Origin of the sequence: Peribacillus sp. NPDC097295 (genome assembly GCF_044761665.1) — a bacterium.
In the GTDB taxonomy this organism is placed as follows: Bacteria; Bacillota; Bacilli; order Bacillales; family DSM-1321; genus Peribacillus.
This window is the reverse complement of record NZ_JBIWCW010000001.1, coordinates 223,768-243,374: the sequence shown is the minus strand read 5'-3', so window position 1 is coordinate 243,374 and position 19,607 is coordinate 223,768. Positions and strand designations below refer to the sequence as shown.

18 protein-coding genes are annotated in these 19,607 nt (G+C 41.0%); 14 read left to right on the top strand and 4 right to left on the bottom strand.

Annotated elements, in window-relative coordinates:
* The first annotated feature begins 369 nt into the window (after positions 1–369).
* Positions 370–2,238, top strand: a complete 1,869-nt coding sequence (locus ACIQXN_RS01135) for a sensor domain-containing diguanylate cyclase (protein ID WP_402960885.1) — start codon at positions 370–372, stop codon at positions 2,236–2,238.
* 48 nt (positions 2,239–2,286) lie between these two features.
* Here the strand turns inward: ACIQXN_RS01135 and ACIQXN_RS01130 are convergent, their stop codons facing one another.
* Entirely contained in the window at positions 2,287–2,766 is a 480-nt protein-coding gene (locus ACIQXN_RS01130) for a GAF domain-containing protein (protein ID WP_402960883.1), read from the bottom strand.
* Between the two features lie 151 nt (positions 2,767–2,917).
* Here ACIQXN_RS01130 and refZ point away from each other — a divergent pair, with 151 nt between their 5' ends.
* The gene (gene refZ, locus ACIQXN_RS01125; RefSeq protein ID WP_402960881.1) at positions 2,918–3,574 is read left to right on the top strand and encodes a forespore capture DNA-binding protein RefZ; all 657 of its coding nucleotides are present in this window, start codon (positions 2,918–2,920) and stop codon (positions 3,572–3,574) included.
* On the opposite strand, the gene hisJ is transcribed toward refZ, so the two are convergent.
* Entirely contained in the window at positions 3,567–4,379 is an 813-nt protein-coding gene (hisJ, locus tag ACIQXN_RS01120) for a histidinol-phosphatase HisJ (RefSeq protein ID WP_402960879.1), read from the bottom strand. The genes refZ and hisJ overlap by 8 nt on opposite strands.
* Before the next feature lie 168 nt (positions 4,380–4,547).
* On the opposite strand from hisJ, the gene ezrA reads away from it, so the two are divergent.
* The 6 genes from ezrA to rarD all read left to right on the top strand — a co-directional run bounded on the left by ezrA (position 4,548) and on the right by rarD (position 12,339).
* Positions 4,548–6,251 (top strand): septation ring formation regulator EzrA, encoded by a 1,704-nt coding sequence (gene ezrA / locus ACIQXN_RS01115; RefSeq protein WP_402960877.1) that lies wholly within the window; start codon positions 4,548–4,550, stop codon positions 6,249–6,251.
* 385 nt (positions 6,252–6,636) lie between these two features.
* Positions 6,637–7,785 carry a cysteine desulfurase family protein gene (locus tag ACIQXN_RS01110; protein WP_402960875.1) on the top strand — a complete coding sequence of 383 codons (1,149 nt, stop codon included), beginning with the start codon at positions 6,637–6,639 and terminating at the stop codon, positions 7,783–7,785.
* Positions 7,782–8,993, top strand: a complete 1,212-nt coding sequence (thiI, locus tag ACIQXN_RS01105) for a tRNA uracil 4-sulfurtransferase ThiI (protein ID WP_402960872.1) — start codon at positions 7,782–7,784, stop codon at positions 8,991–8,993. The genes ACIQXN_RS01110 and thiI overlap by 4 nt, the downstream gene beginning before the upstream one ends.
* A gap of 82 nt (positions 8,994–9,075) precedes the next feature.
* Positions 9,076–9,282, top strand: a complete 207-nt coding sequence (locus ACIQXN_RS01100; protein WP_402960869.1) for an alpha/beta-type small acid-soluble spore protein — start codon at positions 9,076–9,078, stop codon at positions 9,280–9,282.
* Positions 9,283–9,429: 147 nt separating this feature from the next.
* Positions 9,430–11,013, top strand: coding sequence for an acyl-CoA synthetase MbcS (mbcS, locus tag ACIQXN_RS01095; protein ID WP_402960867.1), 1,584 nt, complete (start codon positions 9,430–9,432; stop codon positions 11,011–11,013).
* Between the two features lie 396 nt (positions 11,014–11,409).
* Positions 11,410–12,339 carry an EamA family transporter RarD gene (gene rarD / locus ACIQXN_RS01090; RefSeq protein WP_402961708.1) on the top strand — a complete coding sequence of 310 codons (930 nt, stop codon included), beginning with the start codon at positions 11,410–11,412 and terminating at the stop codon, positions 12,337–12,339.
* A 33-nt stretch (positions 12,340–12,372) separates the two neighbouring features.
* Here the strand turns inward: rarD and ACIQXN_RS01085 are convergent, their stop codons facing one another.
* Positions 12,373–13,203 (bottom strand): protein-glutamine gamma-glutamyltransferase, encoded by an 831-nt coding sequence (locus tag ACIQXN_RS01085; RefSeq protein ID WP_402960865.1) that lies wholly within the window; start codon positions 13,201–13,203, stop codon positions 12,373–12,375.
* Positions 13,204–13,376: 173 nt separating this feature from the next.
* Positions 13,377–14,177 carry an NAD kinase gene (locus tag ACIQXN_RS01080; protein ID WP_402960863.1) on the bottom strand — a complete coding sequence of 267 codons (801 nt, stop codon included), beginning with the start codon at positions 14,175–14,177 and terminating at the stop codon, positions 13,377–13,379.
* A 207-nt stretch (positions 14,178–14,384) separates the two neighbouring features.
* Here ACIQXN_RS01080 and sppA point away from each other — a divergent pair, with 207 nt between their 5' ends.
* The 6 genes from sppA (at position 14,385) to ACIQXN_RS01050 (ending at position 19,069) form a co-directional block, all read left to right on the top strand.
* Positions 14,385–15,389 (top strand): signal peptide peptidase SppA, encoded by a 1,005-nt coding sequence (gene sppA, locus ACIQXN_RS01075; protein WP_402960861.1) that lies wholly within the window; start codon positions 14,385–14,387, stop codon positions 15,387–15,389.
* Positions 15,390–15,401: 12 nt separating this feature from the next.
* Complete coding sequence (locus ACIQXN_RS01070) at positions 15,402–15,932, top strand: RDD family protein (protein ID WP_402960859.1); 531 nt, start codon at positions 15,402–15,404, stop codon at positions 15,930–15,932.
* Positions 15,933–16,031: 99 nt separating this feature from the next.
* The gene (locus tag ACIQXN_RS01065) at positions 16,032–16,724 is read left to right on the top strand and encodes a DUF2953 domain-containing protein (protein WP_402960857.1); all 693 of its coding nucleotides are present in this window, start codon (positions 16,032–16,034) and stop codon (positions 16,722–16,724) included.
* Between the two features lie 15 nt (positions 16,725–16,739).
* Positions 16,740–17,219, top strand: coding sequence for a GerW family sporulation protein (ytfJ, locus tag ACIQXN_RS01060; protein WP_402960855.1), 480 nt, complete (start codon positions 16,740–16,742; stop codon positions 17,217–17,219).
* A gap of 127 nt (positions 17,220–17,346) precedes the next feature.
* Entirely contained in the window at positions 17,347–17,847 is a 501-nt protein-coding gene (gene tpx / locus ACIQXN_RS01055; protein WP_402960853.1) for a thiol peroxidase, read from the top strand.
* A 235-nt stretch (positions 17,848–18,082) separates the two neighbouring features.
* Complete coding sequence (locus ACIQXN_RS01050) at positions 18,083–19,069, top strand: class I SAM-dependent methyltransferase (protein ID WP_402960851.1); 987 nt, start codon at positions 18,083–18,085, stop codon at positions 19,067–19,069.
* Positions 19,070–19,607 lie beyond the last annotated feature (538 nt).

The following is a 19,607-nucleotide window of genomic DNA, read 5'->3' as shown; positions in this document are numbered from 1 at the left end:
CACCTCTGAATGGAGGAACAAAATGAGAACATAAAGGCTGTCACATAGGCTGCAATATTTTACACAAGGAATATTGTATAATAATCTGCTAAGTGAGTCAAGCGGTATCGGACTTTAATTTATGGAGTAATAAAGAGATGAAATTTCAAAATCCTATGAAAAATCCTAGAAATAGGGAGAAAATTTTAGGTAGAACCGTTATACTATAGTGATAAGTTAGAATATTTTATGTAAATAGTTACCATAATCCGAGCGAAATATGTTATGGTTTTGATTATTACTAGTTCTTTAGAACCAATTGTTTTTCGAATATTTTTTATTTAATGAGGATCATTTGAGAAAATAGGCTTTGATATAGGGATGATGTAGATGCAGATTAAAACAGTGCAGTTATTAAATGAATTAAGGATACTTTTCTTTAAGTATATGAAAAATGTGGAAAGGGACCAAGAATTTTTAGAGGGCTTTCTTGTGGAGACCAAGAAACAGCTTTATATGGAAGAGGTAATTTTCTTTAAATTTGATGAGTGGAAGCAGCATTTTTATAAAGAGGCCTCGACTGGCAGTCTTAAGAATTACATTATGAAGTCTTCCGACCAGGAGTATATTGAAAGATTATTGAAAGAAATGAAGAATGATGAAGAGTCCCCTGTGTTTATGCCGCCAGAAACGCTGGATTTCCATATAATTATACCATTTTGGGATAATGGGAACGTCACTGGATTAATAGCCTTGAAAGAACAGGAGGGGAGTTCTTTTAGTTGTTTGACTCCTGAGGAAGGAGCTGCTTTTACCAAGGAATTAGCAACCATTTTAAAAGCGGCTTTATCGATTTCAAAGATGTCAGTAGAGGAGAAACGGAATAGGCAACTATTTAAAGTTACGGAAAAATTTCATTCTTCGATGAATATGGATGCGGTTTTAGGGGAAATCATTTCTACCCTGCATACCATGTACCCATCCTTTGATTATTTTCTGCTTCTCTCCCATGACAATGACAGTCATGAAAATCTGCCCATCAAGGATCTTGAATATGATAGCGAGAATGTAGCAGCCCTACAGGCTTATGTAACAGGCACGATACAGTTCGATGATCATCCATCAGAAAGTCATTCAATTTTATATGCGCCATTAAAAGGTAAGCAGGGAGTGTATGGGGTTCTACAAGTCATTGCCCCTAATACACTAATGTTTCCTGAAAGCGAAATCGAGTTCATTTCTTTATTGGCGAATACGGCCGGAAGCGCTCTGGAAAATGCCAAATTGTATCAGCAATCGAAAAGGCTCGTATCAGATTTGCAGCTGATTAACGAAACGTCCCATCATTTGAATTCCAATTTGCGTTTAAGCGAAACGATGGAATATATGAAAAAACAAATCATGAAGTCCTTTGGTGCCGATCAGACAGGTTTTATTTTACTTTTGCCAGGGGAAAATGTGAATTTATTGACAGGAAGCTCTGATTTTTTTGACTCTGAAGAATCGGGGGTATACGTATCCTTCTTGAAAGAGAAGATTAATAAAGATAAAGAATCATTATTTATAGGTGATTTAAGCGTGAAATGTCCGAATGTTGATGTGAAATACCATTCCCTGATGGCTGTTCCTATGATGGAAAGCAATGATGTTAAAGGGTTTGCTCTCGTTCTACATAAAGAACCCTATTTCTTTTCCTTCGAGATGTTCAAGCTTTTGCAATCACTCATTCATCACTCGAGTTTAGCGATGGCCAATTCCATGCTTCGTGAAGAACTAGAAAAGATGGTCATAACCGATCATTTGACTCGATTGTATTCCAGAAGTTATCTCGATGATAAAATGTCTGAATCTATGGAAGTGGATGAAGAAGGTACTTTCATTCTTATTGACATTGATAACTTTAAGAGAGTGAATGATACGTATGGGCACCAAGTTGGGGATGAAATTTTAATACAGGTTGCCAATCTTATTCAGCATAACATTCGCGATACAGATATCGGGGCCAGATGGGGCGGCGAAGAAATGGCGATTTATCTTCCGAGCATTCCTCTAGAAACTGGCATCATGATTGCGGAACGTTTAAAGGATAAGGTGGGGGAAGAATCCAATCCGAAAGTGACGATCTCCTGTGGCGTAACTTACTGGGCACAAGAGCAGTTCGATAACGTGAAAGAAGTGTTCAAGCGGGCAGACGAGGCTTTATATATGGCTAAGAATTCCGGGAAAAACAGGGTGAATGTAAAGGAATTGCGGCTTTGAACAAGATGAAAGGGAGTGACATGCTGATGCTGTCACTCCCTTTCTCTATTATAAATACTTGCTAAGTGTGTCTGTGAATTTTTCCAAACCTTGCTGATCACTTTCATCAAATCGGTTTGTGATGGGACTGTCGATATCAAGCACGCCGATTAGATTGCCATCCTTGATGAGGGGGATGACTATTTCGGATCTTGTAGCTGCATCACAGGCAATGTGTCCCGGGAATTTATGAACATCCTCGACTCTCATGGTTTTGCGTTCGGCTGCAGAAGTCCCACACACACCCTTGCCCATCGAAATGCGGACGCAAGCTGGAAGTCCTTGAAATGGTCCTAAAACCAATTGGTCTTTTTCGACTAGATAAAATCCGACCCAATTGATATCACTAAGAAATTGGTTAAGCAAGGCTGCCGAATTACTTAAGTTGGCAATCATATTCGGTTCGTCTTCAATAAGGGCTACGAGCTGTTTTTGAACGAGTGCGTAGTTTTCATCTTTTTTTCCTTGATACATTTCGACATTAAACAAAAGGATTCACCTGTCTTCCGCATTTTATTACAGGACTTTCTTTCCAAGTCACTGGTTGAAGAGAAATTGTCGAGAACTTACTAAAGGAGTTGGGCTATTCATACAGAAATTAATCCACAAGACTTGTCTCAAAGAAAGCGAGGGATTATTGATGAATCGCCAGACGCCAACGAAACAAGCTATAGTGGAAGCTGCCCTGCATTTATTTCATTTAAAGGGCTACCATGCAACATCCATACGGGATATCGCGAATAAAGCAAAAGTGAATCCGGCTAATATTGCCTACTATTTTAAGAATAAGCAGGGACTGTTGGAGTTCTGTTTCATTTCATATTTAGAAGAATACCTTATTGTCCTTGAAAGGAACATGGAACAGCTGGAAATTAAAGGACCGCAAGAGTGCTTAATGGATCTAGTGAAGGATATCCTCACTTTCCAGAGAAAGAACTTTTTAGCGGCTCGATTTATTTATGGAGAATCCTCTCTTGATTCGAACTTGAACAGAGAAATTCATTCGACCTATTTTACAAAAGAAAAGTCTTACTTTCAATATGTCTTAGAGCAAGGGATTAAAAGCCGGTATTTTCAGTCGGTCTCCATCCCCATGTTCATGTTGCAGTTAAAGGGTTTACTCTCCGCTCCTGTCCTTCATACCCACTATGCGATGGAGGTTCTGCATGTGTTCCCGCAGGAAGCCTATTATACGAATCTATATGCAGAAGAAGTCGGTCGCTTCCTGGAAGATACATTATTCATCACGGAAGATCTACAACCGCTACTAGCGGGAAGACCCGAAATGTTTAATTGAATGAGTCTTTGAATTCCGAAATGAGCGAATCGAAACCCTGTCCCAAATCTTTAGCCTGATGGGCGTCGGAACCATATACGAGTGGGATGCCAAGATCCATGGCACGTTTCGCAAAGCGTTCAGGAGGATATGGCTCACGACAAAGTGGTTTTACAAATCCAGCTCCGTTATAATCAAGTGAATACCCCTGTTCCTTGATTAAATCCAGAACTCGGTAAACACGGTCGTCGAAGTTATTTGCGGGCGGGAATCGGTGCTGGAATTTATGTACAAGGGTAATATGCCCGATTCGTTTTGGTTTATAAAGCCCTAAATTGGCGTGGATTGATTTCTCTAACGTATCGTAATATTTGGAATATACAGCATCGATGGACCCCAATTCGGTTGCGATGTCATTGAATGTATCATCACTGAAATCGATGCAGTGCCAGTTATGTTCCTCCTTGACGAAATGGACGGATAGGATGCTGTCATCAAGGAATTCGCCAACTTCATTGAGGAATTCTGTCGTTTCCTTTTCGTATCCCTCTATAAAATCAACTTCCAAGCCTCTTTTGATGAGGATTTTGCCTTTGTAATGCTCTTTTAATACGTGGAGCTCTTGAAAGTAATCGAGGAGCAGGGTGGCATCCATTCCGCTGTCCTTTTCTGGGGTGGGATCTTCGAAATTCGGTGGTAAAGGGGCATGTTCCGTAAACGTAATTTCTTTTAACCCTAGTTCGATTCCCCTTGTAATATAATCATTGAATGTATCCGATGAACCATGTGGGCAAAATGAAGTGTGGACATGTCTATCAGATTTCATGTTCTTTCCCTCCCATATAAACGGTATTTGTAGCAATTTTCTACAAAAATTATATTTTTCTCGTCAAAAATTATTGCTAACATGGTATCATAAAAGCATTAAATTGAACATTTTTTACATTTATATATAAAAGAGCGTGGCTGTAAGGATTAGAACAGGGGGCTTACCATGGTATACATATACATACTTGGAATATTAATCGTGTTATTTTTAATTTTCATAATTTGGGGCTATTTTTTCAAAAAAAAATACTTTAAAGAAATTGATCGTTTGGAATCCTGGAAGATCAGTATCATGCATCGCCCCGTTTTGGACGAACTATCAAAAGTTAAACAATTGAACATGACAGGTGAAACAGAAGAAATGTTTGAAAACTGGCGCGTGGAATGGGACGCTATCATTACGGATCATATGCCAGAAGTCGAAGAGCTCTTGTTCGATGCAGAGGAATTTGTCGACAAATTCCGTTTCAGTCGTTCAAAAGAGACTCAGCGAAAAATTACATTGAAGCTAGATGAAATTGAAGAAATGATTAAGAAAATCCTGTACGAATTGAATGAACTTGTTGGTAGTGAAGAGAAGAATCGTCTGGAAATTGAGGATATTAAGGAATCGTATCGTCAATTGAAAAAAACTTTACTTGCCCATCGCCATAACTACGGAAAAGCGGCAGAGAAGCTTGAAGCCTCCCTAGATGAAGTACTGCAGATCCTTCAACAATATGAGGAAGAAACGGAAAATGGAAATTATCTGAATGCGAGGGAACTCGTTCTTTCCATAAAAGAAAAGCTTACTGTCTTGGCCAGTAAAATGGAGATGCTCCCGAGGTTATTGGTCGATAGTCAGTCTGAGTTGCATTCCCAAATAAGCGAATTAAAAGACGGGTATCAGGAAATGGCCGGTCAGGGTTACCTATTGAGTCACATTCAGTTCGAGCAGGAGGTAACCCGCTTGGAGAACGAGCTGGAGCTGTACAAAACTCAACTGGAAAATGCAGAAACCGAAACGGTGGAAACGGGAATCAGGGATGTAAGGGAAAGCATAGAGGTGCTATATGACCTTCTGGAAAAAGAAGTGCTTTCCAAACAATATGTCATGAAAAATGATGAAGTGATCCGGAACATGATTCATGATCTTGAAGACGAGATTGAAGAGCAAAAAACGGAAACTGTCCATGTCCAACAAACCTACCATTTAACGGAAAATGAATTGGAAGCGCAACGGAAAATGGAAAAGCAGATTGCCCAGATTGCGAAACGGTACCAATTACTTGTCTTGAAAATAGAAGATAACGTATTGGCGAGCTCGCTTATCAGTGAAGAAATGCAAGGGTTGGCCAAACAGCTGAACGAATTGCAAGAACATCAAAAAGACTTTTCGATTAAATTACAGGATTTAAGAAAAGATGAAATGGATGCAAGGGATTCCCTATCGGATCTGAAGCGTAAAATGATTGAAACGAGCCGTTTACTCACTAAGAGTAATATTCCTGGTTTGCCGGAAGAGTATAAATTGGTACTTCAGGATGCCAAAGAGAGCGTGGCTGACGTTCAAGGGAAACTTGAGGAAAAGCCACTTGATATGTCGGTTGTCTATATCTATTTGGAAAAAGCAGTTGAACAGGTAAACAAGGTGTATGATAAGGCACATGAACTAATTGAACATATGTATCTGGCAGAAAAGGTGATTCAGTTTGGGAATCGTTACCGAAGCAGTCATGATACGGTTGCCGAAAGCTTGAGGGAAGCCGAGGCGAAATTCAGAAGCTATGAATATCAAGCTGCATTGGAAACTGCGGCCACGGCGATTGAAAAGGTCGACCCAGGCAGCTTACGAAAAATAGGAGCGAATTTAGAAGAAGTCCTTTCCTGAAAACCCGCTATGGCGGGTTTTTTCGTGTGGTAAAACGAATGGTGAGGTTCCCTTGAAAGACAGGTTCCTAATAAAGGCTAAAAAAGGTCATCAAGGCGCTATGGGAACTCCTGATAGAGTAATTTGCCTGAAGGTCCCCAAATGCTCTGGGCTAACCGAAAAATCGCTAGAAGGCTTATGGCCATCTATTGATGCATTAGAATAAAATTAAGAGGGCTTAAATCGAATTTCCTTATTGTTGCCCATGGTTTCATCTTTTTGATTACTAGGGGTTTCCATTCTCTTTCAATTTCAATTATGTTAATATTAGAAGTTGCTAGTGCAACATACGAAACGGCATATAGAAGATTTACCAATATAGATACAAAACATGGAAGGTGAAACCATGATTTATTTTGATAATAGTGCAACAACAAAACCATATCCAGAAGTGATTGAGTCATTTATAAAGGTCTCTACTGATTACTTTGGTAACCCATCTTCCCTTCATGGGATGGGGGTACAGTCGGAAAAATTGCTATCGGCGGCGAGAAAGCAGATAGCTGAATTATTAAAGGTGAAAAGCTCGGAGATTTATTTCACTTCAGGTGGGACCGAATCGAATAATCTGGCGATTAAAGGCGTGGCTCACGCATACGCTAACCGGGGAAAACATATTATCACGACGGCCATTGAGCATCCATCTGTCGGGGATGCCTGCCACTCTTTGGAGGAACAGGGATTTGATGTGACCTACTTGCCTGTCGACGAGAATGGGCAAATTTCCCTTTCCGACCTCGAGCTCGCCTTGCGTGAAGATACGATTCTGGTATCGATCATGCATGTGAACAATGAAGTGGGCTCCATACAGCCAATAGTTGAGATCGGTAAATTGCTGAAGCGACACCCAAAAATACTCTTCCATGTCGACCATGTACAGGGAGCAGGTAAAGTCCATTTGCCAATAAAGGATGCGAATGTAGATCTTTGTACCGTTTCCGGCCATAAAGTTCATGGGTTAAAGGGTACAGGCATCCTTTATATCCACGAGGGTGTCCGCATTCATTCTTTGTTTCATGGAGGCAACCAAGAGACCAAAATCAGAAGTGGAACAGAAAATGTGGCTGGTATTGTCGCCCTTTCCAAAGCTTTACGGATAAGTATGAATAATCAGCTTCTATACCACGATAAATTGAAGCAAATCAGGAATTATTTATATAACGGGCTTATGAAAATGAATGGGGTATTCGTTAACAGTCCATTAAAAGGCGCTCCTCATATCTTGAATTTTTCCGTGCCTGGTCTTAAATCGGAAGTATTGCTTCATGCGCTTGAAGAAGATGGAATATACGTCTCGACAACAAGTGCCTGCTCTTCGAAAAAACGGACGGCAAGCAAGACAGTCGATGCGATGTTCCATAACCCGAACCGCTCCGAGAGCGTGATACGAATCAGTACCACTTACAGCAATGAACTAGAAGAAGCAGAGAAAGTCCTGGCAGCGATCCAGAAAATAGTCGCTAATTTAGAAAAAATAATGAGGGTTGCGAAATGAAATTTGATCATATAATTATTCGCTATGGCGAAATCTCCACGAAAAAAAGAAACCGCAAAGGCTTTGTGGACAAGATGAAGGCACATATCCGCTGGAGTTTAAAGGATATCGAAGGTGTGCAGCTGACTTCCAATCGGGAACGGATGTATGTCCTGTTAAACGGAGTCGATCACAAACCGGTCATTGAACGCTTAAAAGGGATTTTCGGGATTCAATCCCTGAGTCCTGCGATTAAAATCGATCGTGACCTGGAAGTTATGAAAAATGCGGCTTTGTATTACTTGAACAACACCCTTGAGGAAGTCGCTACATTTAAAATTACGACAAAACGGGCTGACAAGGATTTCCCATATAATACCGATGAAATAAATCGAGCGCTAGGCGGCCATTTGCTGCGTAATACAGAAGATTTAAAGGTTGATGTTAAGAACCCTGATTTGAACTTGCTTGTAGAGGTGCGTCGTGAAGCGGTGTATCTAACTGGTGAAATTATTCCAGGAGCCGGTGGCCTGCCATTTGGTTCAAGCGGTAAGGCAATGTTGATGCTTTCAGGTGGAATCGATAGTCCAGTTGCTGGATTCCTTTCAATGAAGCGTGGGTTGGATGTAGAAGCCATTCATTTTTACAGTCCTCCTTTCACAAGTGAACGTTCACGTCAAAAAGTGATTGACTTGGCAGGGAAGCTTGCTGAAATAAGTGGTAGTATGAAGGTCCATATCGTTCCTTTCACTGAAATTCAGTTATTGATTCAGAAGCAGATTCCGGAGAACTACTCCATGACGACAACTCGCCGCTTAATGATGCGCGTTGCGGACAAAATCCGTGAAAAGGAAGAAGCGATGGCACTGATTACAGGAGAAAGCCTTGGGCAGGTAGCAAGTCAGACGATGAGCAGTATGTATGCCATCAATGAAGTGACGAATACACCCATCCTTCGTCCGTTAATCACGATGGATAAGACTGAAATCATTAAATTGGCGAGAGAGCTGGATACGTTTGAAATTTCGAATTTGCCATTCGAGGATTGTTGTACGGTCTTCACGCCGGCAAGTCCAAAAACCAAGCCAAAACGGGAAAAAGTCAATTATTATGAAAGCTTCGTTGACTTCGAAACGTTAATCGAAAAAGCGGTATCTGATACAGAGATAGTGACTGTCCAACCTGGGCAGGTATTCGATGATAAGGAAGCGATGGAAGACCTTTTCTGAAACCCTACAATTACCAATAAATAAGTTTGAATGAAGCCACGTGTTTTAACACACTCTATAATCACAAGGAGGTGAAAAACACATGGCAAACAACAACAGCTCAAACGATTTATTGGTACCTGGAGTGGAACAAGCTCTAGAACAAATGAAATACGAAATTGCTTCAGAATTTGGAGTACAACTTGGTGCTGATACTACAGCTCGCGCTAACGGATCAGTTGGTGGAGAAATCACAAAACGTCTAGTTCAAATGGCTGAACAACAATTAGGCGGAGGATACAAACGATAAGATAATTTAATAAATATGGCTACAGAGAGCGGGTGTTATCCCGCTCTCTTTATTTATTTTCTAAAAACAAACCGTTATGATATTAAAATGGAGAAGTATCTTGTATAATGAGTAGGTACTAAGAGTTCGTGATTGGAGGAGAAGAGAATGAAACGTGAAGATTTATTAGCTCCGGAACATTATAACTTAGTGAGTGAAATGGAACGTTTTGCAATAGATCCGGAAAAAGTGGCTGTACTTTGGGAAAATGAAACCGGGGACAAAAAACAACTTACATATGAGAACTTATTAAGAAGCGCAAATAAATTCGGTAATGCCTTTATAAAAATGGGACTGAAAAAAGGTGATACAGTTCTGATCATCATTCCTCGTCTAGTGGAAGCGTATCAAGTATATTTAGCTGCTCTAAAAATCGGCGTGGTTGTCATTCCATGCTCCGAGATGCTTCGCGCCAAGGATTTACAATATCGAATCAACCATGGCGATGTAAAAGCAATAGTTAGTTATCATGAATATACGAATGAATTCAATGACGTAAAAGAAGCGGAAAACCTCTTGAAATTCTCGATTGGGCAACAAGTGGACGGTTGGAATGATTTGAATGGTCTAGCCGAAGAGGAATCCGACCAGCTTGCTTTGGCGGATACGAAAAGTGAGGATATGGCTTTCCTATCCTACACTTCAGGTACGACAGGCAATCCTAAGGGAGTCGTTCACACTCATGGATGGGCATATGCCCATTTAAAAACATCCGCCGCAAACTGGTTGGGGATAAGCGAAGGCGATATCGTTTGGGCCACTGCTGGACCTGGGTGGCAGAAGTGGATTTGGAGCCCGTTCCTTGCAGTCCTTGGAACAGGAGCGACAGGACTATCTTATCACGGTAGATTTGAACCGAAAAAATATTTACAGTTGCTACAGGATTATAAAGTGAATGCATTTTGTTGTACGCCTACAGAGTACCGCTTGATGGCCAAAGTGGACAATCTTGATGAATACAACCTGTCCGCTCTTCATAGCGCTGTATCGGCTGGAGAACCACTGAATCAAAAGGTGTTCGAGGTATTCAAAAGTCATTTCAATATCGAAGTTCGTGACGGATATGGCCAAACGGAAAACACGCTTTTGGTCGGCGTAGTAAAAGGCATGGATATTAAACTGGGCTCAATGGGTAAACCTACGCCCGGAAATCATGTTGAAATCATCGATGACGCCGGTAAGCCATGTCCTCCTGGTGTGGTAGGGGATATCGCGGTACATGTAGATACGCCTGCCCTTTTTAAAGAGTATTTTAAAGATCCAGAACGTACGGCCAGACAATTTCGCGGTGACTATTATGTAACAGGCGATCAAGCTAAAAAGGATGAAGAAGGTTATTTCTGGTTTGAAGGTCGATCCGATGACATCATCATCAGTTCCGGCTATACAATCGGACCCTTTGAAGTGGAAGATGCGCTCGTTAAACATCCATTTGTCAAAGAATGTGCAGTCGTTGCGAGCCCTGATGAAGTGCGGGGAAATGTAGTGAAAGCGTATGTTGTCCTAACGGATAATGTGGACCCGAATGAACCTGATTTAATTAGGACTCTTCAGCAGCACGTGAAAACTATGACAGCACCTTATAAATACCCAAGAAAAATAGAATTTTTACAAGAACTACCGAAAACGACATCCGGTAAGATCAAGCGAATTGACTTACGGAAGAGGGAAGAAGGACTTCTTGAAAAATAATGAATAAACCATGAACGTCAGCGATTATGCTGGCGTTTTTTTATTGAAGCAAAAATATAGGATTTAAAGAAATGTGGTGTTACACTTACTGAATATTATTGGATAATTAAGAGTGCATAAAGGGGATGAGGATGTTCGAAAAGACTGATCAGTTTTATAAAAAGAGCCGGAGTGGAAAAGCTTATCAACAAACACTTGTGGGTGGGATTCATATCTAGATAAAAGAATTTTCTCGCAATATTTCCTGGGAAATCGACCTGAATGGACAAAGTTTGCTTCCGGCGGCTAGCCATTGCCATTAATGTCCCATGGAAAGATTTAATAGAATTTCAGAAAATTCTTCCAAAAAAGCGTACACGAAGTAGATGGAATGATTCAATAGAAAGAAGGCAGCTTATGAAAATGGATGAACAAAAAGAAGGGGCTATTTATGCAGCCGTTTCTTATATGATGTGGGGCGTTGTCCCGATATACTGGAAATTCCTCCAGGGCGTTGGAGCAGTGGAGATTTTAGCTCAACGAGTGTTATGGTCCTTCGTCTTCATGATGGTTTTATTGATATTCATGAAGAAATGGCGGGCTTTTGTAGCGTATATTAAAAAAATCATGGGTAATCCGAAATTATTTGCCGCCTTATTGACGGCTTCACTATTGGTTACAGCCAACTGGGGCATATTCATCTGGGCTGTTAACTCAGGACGGATTCTTGACACGAGTTTAGGTTATTATATCAACCCGCTTGTCAGCGTTTTGTTGGGTGTTATCGTCTTGAAGGAAAAATTAAACAAAGCACAGGTTATGTCGTTCATCCTCGCTGGAATCGGTGTCCTGATTCTCGGGATTCATTTTGGTACGATCCCTTGGGTTTCTCTCATTTTGGCGATCACCTTTGGCCTGTACGGATTGGCGAAAAAGATGATCAAGGCGGAGTCTGCTGTAGGGCTAACACTCGAAACGATGATGATAACCCCGCTTGCATTGGGTTATTGGATTTATTTGCTGTTTCAGTCCGAGTCGCAATTCACAGCATCGAGTGGAACGAGTCTGCTATTGATTGGGGGCGGAATCGTTACGGCAATCCCTCTTTTATATTTTGCAAAAGGTGCAGAAAAGGTGCCTTTATCCATGCTAGGTATCCTGCAGTACATTGCGCCGACCCTAACTCTGATCATCGGGGTTTTCGTGTATCATGAGAGTTTTACAAAAGCGCATCTATTGGCCTTTATCTTCATTTGGTCTGCTTTGGCCGTTTATACACTATCCGTCACCAAATGGGGTAAAATGGGTGCTCATAGATTGAAAAAGAAAAGGAATATTGGTGCATAACAATATGCTTGGAGGAATTCCTCCAAGCGTTTTTTAGGTTAGATAGGTGTTGGATCCTATTTCACCGAAAATTATCTGTTTAAGGAGGCTTGAGCCGAGGGAATCGGTGTCGTCACGTGCCTTATTTATCGAGTAGGGCTTATAGAGCGAACTATCGATAGAGATGATATGCGTTGTGAGGTATGCGGATATCATGGATCCCAAAATCCTGTTTCCGTTTAATTCGTCTATGATTTCTTGTTGATCCGTTACCCCGATTCCATGTGCAAAAAAGAGATTCTCGTCTAACATTATGGCATTTTCCCCTTGCCATTCGGGAGCATATGGAGTAAAATCCGGGTTTTTGAAGTATAAACAGTCCCCAGGCAAATAATCGAACCCTTCGTGGACAAGAATCGATAGGTTTTGATGATAGTGCCAGTTGTAAAGAAATAAATCAGGAAAAATGCGGTCAAAATTAGTAGGTCCAATCGATTCCAATATGGCTTTGTAAAATACGACCAATATCGCCGTTCCACACTCGAAAGCATATAGTTGACCGTTGATGAAAATATCATTCAGTGCAACGTGTGGAGGGATCTTCGGCCATAATTCGAAAGCTCGATTTCCAGTGAGTCGCCATACTCGTGGATTGCACATAGAATCTTCAAGGATGGTGAACTCTGCCCCACTCTGGTCTAACAATTGAGCGGCTTGGATGACGTTCAGCCGCATCTTTAGGTCAAACTGAAAATCTTCTGTCGTATCAAACTCAAAAACGGTCGGGTATCTTGCCATAAGTTGGAGGATGGTTAATAGATTCTTGGATGTTATCCCAGCTTGTAGCTGACTAACACTGATCGGTTTCTGACTGATTTTTATCATGATAATATCCGCCTTTTGGTATGGTTAATATAAGGGGTTTTTACAGTTCATATTATGTATATGAGGATGTGTGTAAAAGTGTTAGACCTAGAGAATGGGCGTTCACCCTCACTCAACATTGAAGGGAAATATAAAAAAAGCTTGGAAGTGGATATCCTCCAAGCTTACTGTGTTCATAAAAAAGTCCGTTTTACTTTTTCCCAATAGGAATTATTCTTCAACTTGACGGTTTTGATGATTTTTTTACTTAAGCGCACCTTGATTTTCTCTACATTGCTTATACTCAACGCTTCATTGTCCAAACCGATGATCGGGTAGCTTGGCCCGTTTTGACCTAGGTGGACGGTCAATGTTCTATCGCCGCTCAGGATGAATGAAGAGCCTAATGTCCGGTAGGTATTATTGTTGATTGAGGCGAGTTCACTCACTTGAAAGCAAGGGAGAAGAGGGTCGACAACAGCACCATTCACGGACTTATTATAGGCGGTGCTGCCCGTAGGTGTCGCGACGACGATCCCATCCCCCCGTAAGGTCTCAAAATGGTTGGAATCGATGAAAATATCCATGATGAAGGTTTTGATGACGGATGTGCGGATGCTGAGTTCATTCAAGGCATGCAAGAAAGGTTGGTCATCAAGCTGGATGTCAATGACGGGATATTTACGAACTTCGATTTGCTCGTTTGTCATGGCTACGATCATTCTGTTGATGTCTTCCATGTGAAAATCGCAATACATGTTCAGGTTGCCTGTGGTAGAGACGCCCGCATATAAACAGCCATCCTGAAAACCAGTCTTGCGGACTGCCTGTAGGAAAGTACCGTCATCACCGATGCTTACGATAATGTTGGCTTTTGAAAAGTCTTTAACGATTTCAAATGAATACTGTTTCGCCAATGATGCCAATCTCTTCATGTTTTGTATCATCTCACCGTTCTGTACATGGAAAAAATAAATGTTTCGGCGTTTGTTCATCTTGATTCCCCCAGTCAATATGTATAGTGTTGAAAGGTTTTCTTTACAAAATTCAAGAAAAAAGTTGACAAAACAAGCTGGCTTCTCATTTCCAATTAGAGGATTATTTGCTACAATTCTAAGATGGTCTCATCTTACCATGAATTGAAACTTTTTTGTTTGCAGTTCGTAAGATTAAGAGGGTAAGAAATTTAAGGGGGAACACAGATGAATGGAAAGCGTTGGGCTGCTTTGGGAATTGCAGCCGTTTTATTTGTTGTATCTATTGGTGTGAATTTGGCAACCACTTTATTTGCAACCGATACAGAAAGTGTTATAGAAGGATTTTTCGAATCCGATAGCGGTTTTTACGAAGAGGTTATAGAAGAAGGTTCAGATCCTACGAATGTGATAGCGGTATTGGATGTGGATGGAACGATTCAGGATACAGGTGAGGCTTCCCTGTTAAGTTCAGAAACATACAATCACCGTGACTTCATGGATAAGCTGCAAATGGCTGAAGAGAATGACGATATCAAGGGAATCATCCTTCGAGTGAATTCTCCCGGTGGCGGCGTAGTGGAAAGTGCCGAAATCCATGACAAAATCCTTGATATAAAAGATGTGAAAAAGCCAGTCTATGTTTCCATGGGTTCCATGGCTGCTTCCGGCGGATATTATATTTCTGCACCAGCCGATAAGATCTTTGCCAGCCCTGAAACGATGACCGGCTCACTCGGTGTCATCATGCAAGGGTACAATTACGAGAAGTTAGCCGAAAAATATGGTGTCGAATTTGAAACAATCAAAAGCGGTACATACAAAGACATCATGAGCCCAACGAGGGAAATGACCGAGGACGAACGGAAAATCCTCCAAAATATGATTGATAATTCGTATGATCAATTTGTTAAAATCATCGCCGATGGCCGTGACATGTCTGAGAAAGAAGTAAGGAAGATTGCCGATGGCCGGATTTATGACGGACGCCAGGCAAAAGAAGTTAACTTAATTGACGAATTCGGCCATTTGGATGATGTGATCGCTGCAATGAAAGAAGATATCGATCAACAAGATGCGCAGGTCATTCGTTATACAGGAGAAGCCGGTTTCGGTTCGCTGTTCAGTATGGGAGCACAAAAAATGATGGGGAATGATGTGGAAACGGCCGTATTGACAAAAATCCTTTCCTCTTCAAATTCTCCACGCTTGATGTATTTGTATGCGGAATAGGGGGGCTGAAGGATGACGGAACAATATGAAAGCAATGAACGAATCGTACCATCCAATCTATCAGAACAGGAAGAAACCATTCGGACTGAGGCATTGCCAGCCCAGCCGATTGAGAAAGATGACGAAGTGAAAGTGGTGTTCTTTGCTGGCTTTTGGATGAGGTTTTGGGCCTATTTAGCAGACTTATTCGTCATCGGGAGTTTGAATCGCATATTGATTCATCCCATTTTTAAGTTTTATAAAGGGTCGGATAACCTTTGGTTTTCTGCAGAAGCCTTATTAACGGGCATTATCTTTTTCCTTTATTTCATCTTGATGACCAAATTCTTTAACCAGACGTTAGGGAAAATGATTTTTGGCTTGAAGGTAGTCGGCTTGAAGGAAGAGACGATTTCGTGGGGTACGGTATTATTCAGGGAATTGTTTGGCCGCTATATTTCCAAGGTCACATGGGTAGGTTATCTACTTGCTGGTCTTTTACCTAAGAAACAGGCTTTGCATGATATCTTTGCAGACACGAGCGTTGTTTTAATTAGAAGGTAGTCTTTTTAATTCATAAACCTGTCGGACTGTCATTTTGGTCCAACAGGTTTATTTTTTTTTGCCCAGGCCGATAATGAATGGCTGAAAGGGTGTGGACGTGTGAAATGGTTTTTAATCATAATGGCTATCCTCATAGCGGTGTTGTTCCTGCTCGTTTTCACGAAAATCAGAGTGCACTTTTCCTATAAACGTGTTCAAAAAGACGATCTTATTCATATGAGAATGACGGCTTGGTTCGGCCTTTTCCATTACATAATGAAGGTACCGGTCATAAAAAAGGATGACGAATCGGCGTCCCTCATCGTAGAGAAAGAAACAGGCATGTTGGATGAACAGAAAAAAGAATCAACAGAAAAGGTTACAGTGGAAAATCTCCTGAACGGTTTAAGCGACATGCGGACTCTGATTCACCACATAGTTGATTTACATCGGATCATCCGGAATTTCCTTGGTAAAATCCAAGTAAAAGAGTTTGCCTGGCATAGTGTGGTAGGTACGAAAAATGCTGCCCAAACGGGAATACTTACAGGGAACTGCTGGGCTCTTAAAGGATCCATCATCGGGTTATTGACCACCTACCTGGATTTTCGGGTCATGCCAATCTATACGATAACTCCGGATTTTTATCGAAAACAGGCCAATACGTCAATCACTTGCATAGCAGAATTCAGAATCGGGCAAGCTATACTGACTGGGATAAAATTGCTTCGTTATTGGAAGGGCGGTAAAGTGTCATTCAAGTCTAAGACATTAGCGAAGTTTAGTGGAGATTCGAATCAACAATCGATGTAGAGTGGAGGAGTTTATATGTCTGATCACCCAATACAAGGGTTAATGAAAGAAGCCATGGAAAACCTGAAAGAAATGGTGGATGTTAACACGATCATCGGAGATCCGGTGGAAACCCCTGATGGAAGTGTCATCTTGACCGTTTCTAAAGTCGGTTTCGGTTTTGCAGCTGGAGGCAGTGAATTCGTGATCGACGGAAACCATCAAGGGCAGCAACAAGGTACTTCCAAACAACCATTCGGTGGTGGTAGTGGTGGTGGCGTATCGATAACGCCTATCGCATTCCTAATAGTTGGCACACATGGCGTGAAGATGATTCATTTAGATGAAGGTACCCACCTTCTGGAGAAAATGCTGGATTTGGCCCCGCAGGTTGTTGATAAAATTCAGTCCATGCTGGCCAAGAAAGATAGTCAATCGAACAAAGATAGCGGTCAAAGAAATTCAATGAACAGTCAACAAGCTAAACAGCAGCCTAAACAGAACTTGGATTTCTAAATGCGACTCGGCGTCCGCCGAGTTTTTCTTTTGGGTAATTTAGATTCTTAAATTCAATTAATTGCAAAATTACGATAAAACAAATATCATAAGGCTTGTATATAAGCATATAAAGGAGGAATTTTTAATGGCTTCAGTTACTTTTAAAAACAACCCGGTCACTTTAGTGGGACCAGAACTTAAAGTTGGGGACAAGGCTCCTGATTTTACAGTATTGGCTAATGACTTAACACCGGTTACACTAAGCGACTCTAAAGGCTCAGTCCGCATTATCAGTGTAGTGCCTTCCGTTGATACGGGTGTGTGTGACGCACAAACACGTAAATTCAATGAAGAAGCGTCTAAACTGGATAATGTGAAAGTATTGACGATTAGCAATGATCTTCCTTTCGCACAAAAACGCTGGTGTGCAGCAAGCGGATTGGACAATGTCCAAGTTCTTTCCGATCACCGCGACCTTTCTTTCGGAGAAGCTTACGGTGTCGTGATGCAAGAACTTCGTTTATTGGCTCGTTCAGTATTCGTGGTCAACAGCAACGATGAAATTACGTATGTTGAATATGTAAGTGAAGGTACGGATCATCCCGATTATGAAGGTGCCATCGAGGCAGCTAAAACTGCAAAATAAGAAAAGATTATTTTCTAACCAGGCGCATTGTGCCTGGTTTTTATTTTTGACGTGGAAGTGCCTTCAACAAGGTAACGTAGAAAATCCACCAGATGTAATATTGAACGGAAATAGGCATCCTTAATTAGGGAAAATTCTGTTAAATGACCCAGGGGCGATAAACAGGGCATACGACTTGTAACTCTTACTCCTTACCTTTAAAATAAGGACAGAAGCAAACAGGAGGAATAAATAAGTGAAGTCTACCCTAGTTGAAGAACTATTTTATGAATTTGATGAAACGACCAAAATACTGCAAGAAGAACTATCATGTACATATCTCGATGCATTGGGAGAAACAGGAGAGAACTTCTTCCAAGGTAAAGTGATGCAGGAAGAGATCAGTGAAGAGTCGAAGAAAGTTTTAAAAAAGCATTATACGGAATTTTCCTTGGAGAAGTATGAGAAGGAAGCCATACGTAAAGCTTACCAACTCTCTATTCTGAAAGGCATGCAGCAAAGTGTACAACCGAACCATCATATGACTCCGGACGCCGTGGGGATTTTCGTCAGCTATTTAGTCGGCAAATTCACGGCCAACCAAAAAGAGCTTGTCATGTTAGATCCAGCTGTTGGAACGGGCAACTTACTATTTGCCATCATGAACCAGTTGACCGATAAAAATATTGAATCATTTGGCGTTGAGATTGATGAGACTTTAATCAGGCTTGCCTATGCAGGGGCTAATCTTCAAGAGCATCCACTGTCATTTTTCAATCAGGACAGCCTTGAACCGCTCTTCATTGACCCTTCGGATGTTGTGGTTAGTGACTTGCCGATTGGTTATTATCCGAATGATGTTCGTGCATCGGAATATGAACTGAAGGCGGAAAAGGGTCACTCTTACGCACACCATTTATTCATAGAGCAAAGTGTTAATCATGTGAAGGACGGCGGGTATTTATTCTTCATTGTCCCTAATAATCTATTTGTTTCGGAAGAAGCGCCGAACCTCAATGGTTATTTGAAAAAATATACCCACATCCAAGGGATGGTGCAACTCCCGCTTTCGATGTTTAAAAATGAAGCAGCAGGAAAGAGCATTTTAATTCTTCAAAAGAAAAAAGACGGAGTCGAGGCTCCAAAGAAAGCGTTGTTGGTACAACTTCCGAAGTTATCGGACTTCGATGCAACGAGATCTGTCATGAACCAGATGGACAATTGGTTTATAGAGGAAAAATAAAAAAAGCTCATGCTAAATTAACCTGTACCCTATAGAGTGGACACTTTAAAAAGTCACTCTATAGGGTACTTTTTTGTATTCAGAAGATACAGGGGATTGGAGAAACATAAAATAAATGAGTAACCAGAACTTTATCGCTGAAAATGAAATCGGTAAGGTACGAAGTGGGGCTTTGATATGGAGAGTGCAGGTGTGGACCGGGTACAGGCAGCCGGTAAAAGAAGGCCCCTCATGAAAAATCGAAAAAAGCAATCCAGATGAAGGGGAAAATGAATACCGGATCCGATAGTAACTAATTTTTATAAATTGTGAAATTTACACTATTTTTATATATTATAGTCGATGCTATACTGATTTAAATTGTGATGGAGATAATTGGTTTGTTGGCATATAACGGTACAGAAACCAGACTAAATACACTAAAGGTTCATAACGACTAGAGGTTCTTAAAACCGGTTAGTAAGGTATAGTTGAATTCTGGATGTAAAATGAATCCAGCTCCAATTAGTTTTTTCAATCATCCAATAGAAAAAACATC

What these genes read in the sequence shown, in the direction of transcription:
- ACIQXN_RS01135 (WP_402960885.1), top strand. Translation starts at nt 370, where the DNA reads ATGCAGATTAAAACAGTGCAGTTATTAAATGAATTAAGGATACTTTTC.
- refZ (WP_402960881.1), top strand. Translation starts at nt 2,918, where the DNA reads ATGAATCGCCAGACGCCAACGAAACAAGCTATAGTGGAAGCTGCCCTG.
- hisJ (WP_402960879.1), bottom strand. Translation starts at nt 4,379, where the DNA reads ATGAAATCTGATAGACATGTCCACACTTCATTTTGCCCACATGGTTCA.
- ezrA (WP_402960877.1), top strand. Translation starts at nt 4,548, where the DNA reads ATGGTATACATATACATACTTGGAATATTAATCGTGTTATTTTTAATT.
- ACIQXN_RS01110 (WP_402960875.1), top strand. Translation starts at nt 6,637, where the DNA reads ATGATTTATTTTGATAATAGTGCAACAACAAAACCATATCCAGAAGTG.
- thiI (WP_402960872.1), top strand. Translation starts at nt 7,782, where the DNA reads ATGAAATTTGATCATATAATTATTCGCTATGGCGAAATCTCCACGAAA.
- ACIQXN_RS01100 (WP_402960869.1), top strand. Translation starts at nt 9,076, where the DNA reads ATGGCAAACAACAACAGCTCAAACGATTTATTGGTACCTGGAGTGGAA.
- mbcS (WP_402960867.1), top strand. Translation starts at nt 9,430, where the DNA reads ATGAAACGTGAAGATTTATTAGCTCCGGAACATTATAACTTAGTGAGT.
- rarD (WP_402961708.1), top strand. Translation starts at nt 11,410, where the DNA reads ATGAAAATGGATGAACAAAAAGAAGGGGCTATTTATGCAGCCGTTTCT.
- ACIQXN_RS01085 (WP_402960865.1), bottom strand. Translation starts at nt 13,203, where the DNA reads ATGATAAAAATCAGTCAGAAACCGATCAGTGTTAGTCAGCTACAAGCT.
- ACIQXN_RS01080 (WP_402960863.1), bottom strand. Translation starts at nt 14,177, where the DNA reads ATGAACAAACGCCGAAACATTTATTTTTTCCATGTACAGAACGGTGAG.
- sppA (WP_402960861.1), top strand. Translation starts at nt 14,385, where the DNA reads ATGAATGGAAAGCGTTGGGCTGCTTTGGGAATTGCAGCCGTTTTATTT.
- ACIQXN_RS01070 (WP_402960859.1), top strand. Translation starts at nt 15,402, where the DNA reads ATGACGGAACAATATGAAAGCAATGAACGAATCGTACCATCCAATCTA.
- ytfJ (WP_402960855.1), top strand. Translation starts at nt 16,740, where the DNA reads ATGTCTGATCACCCAATACAAGGGTTAATGAAAGAAGCCATGGAAAAC.
- tpx (WP_402960853.1), top strand. Translation starts at nt 17,347, where the DNA reads ATGGCTTCAGTTACTTTTAAAAACAACCCGGTCACTTTAGTGGGACCA.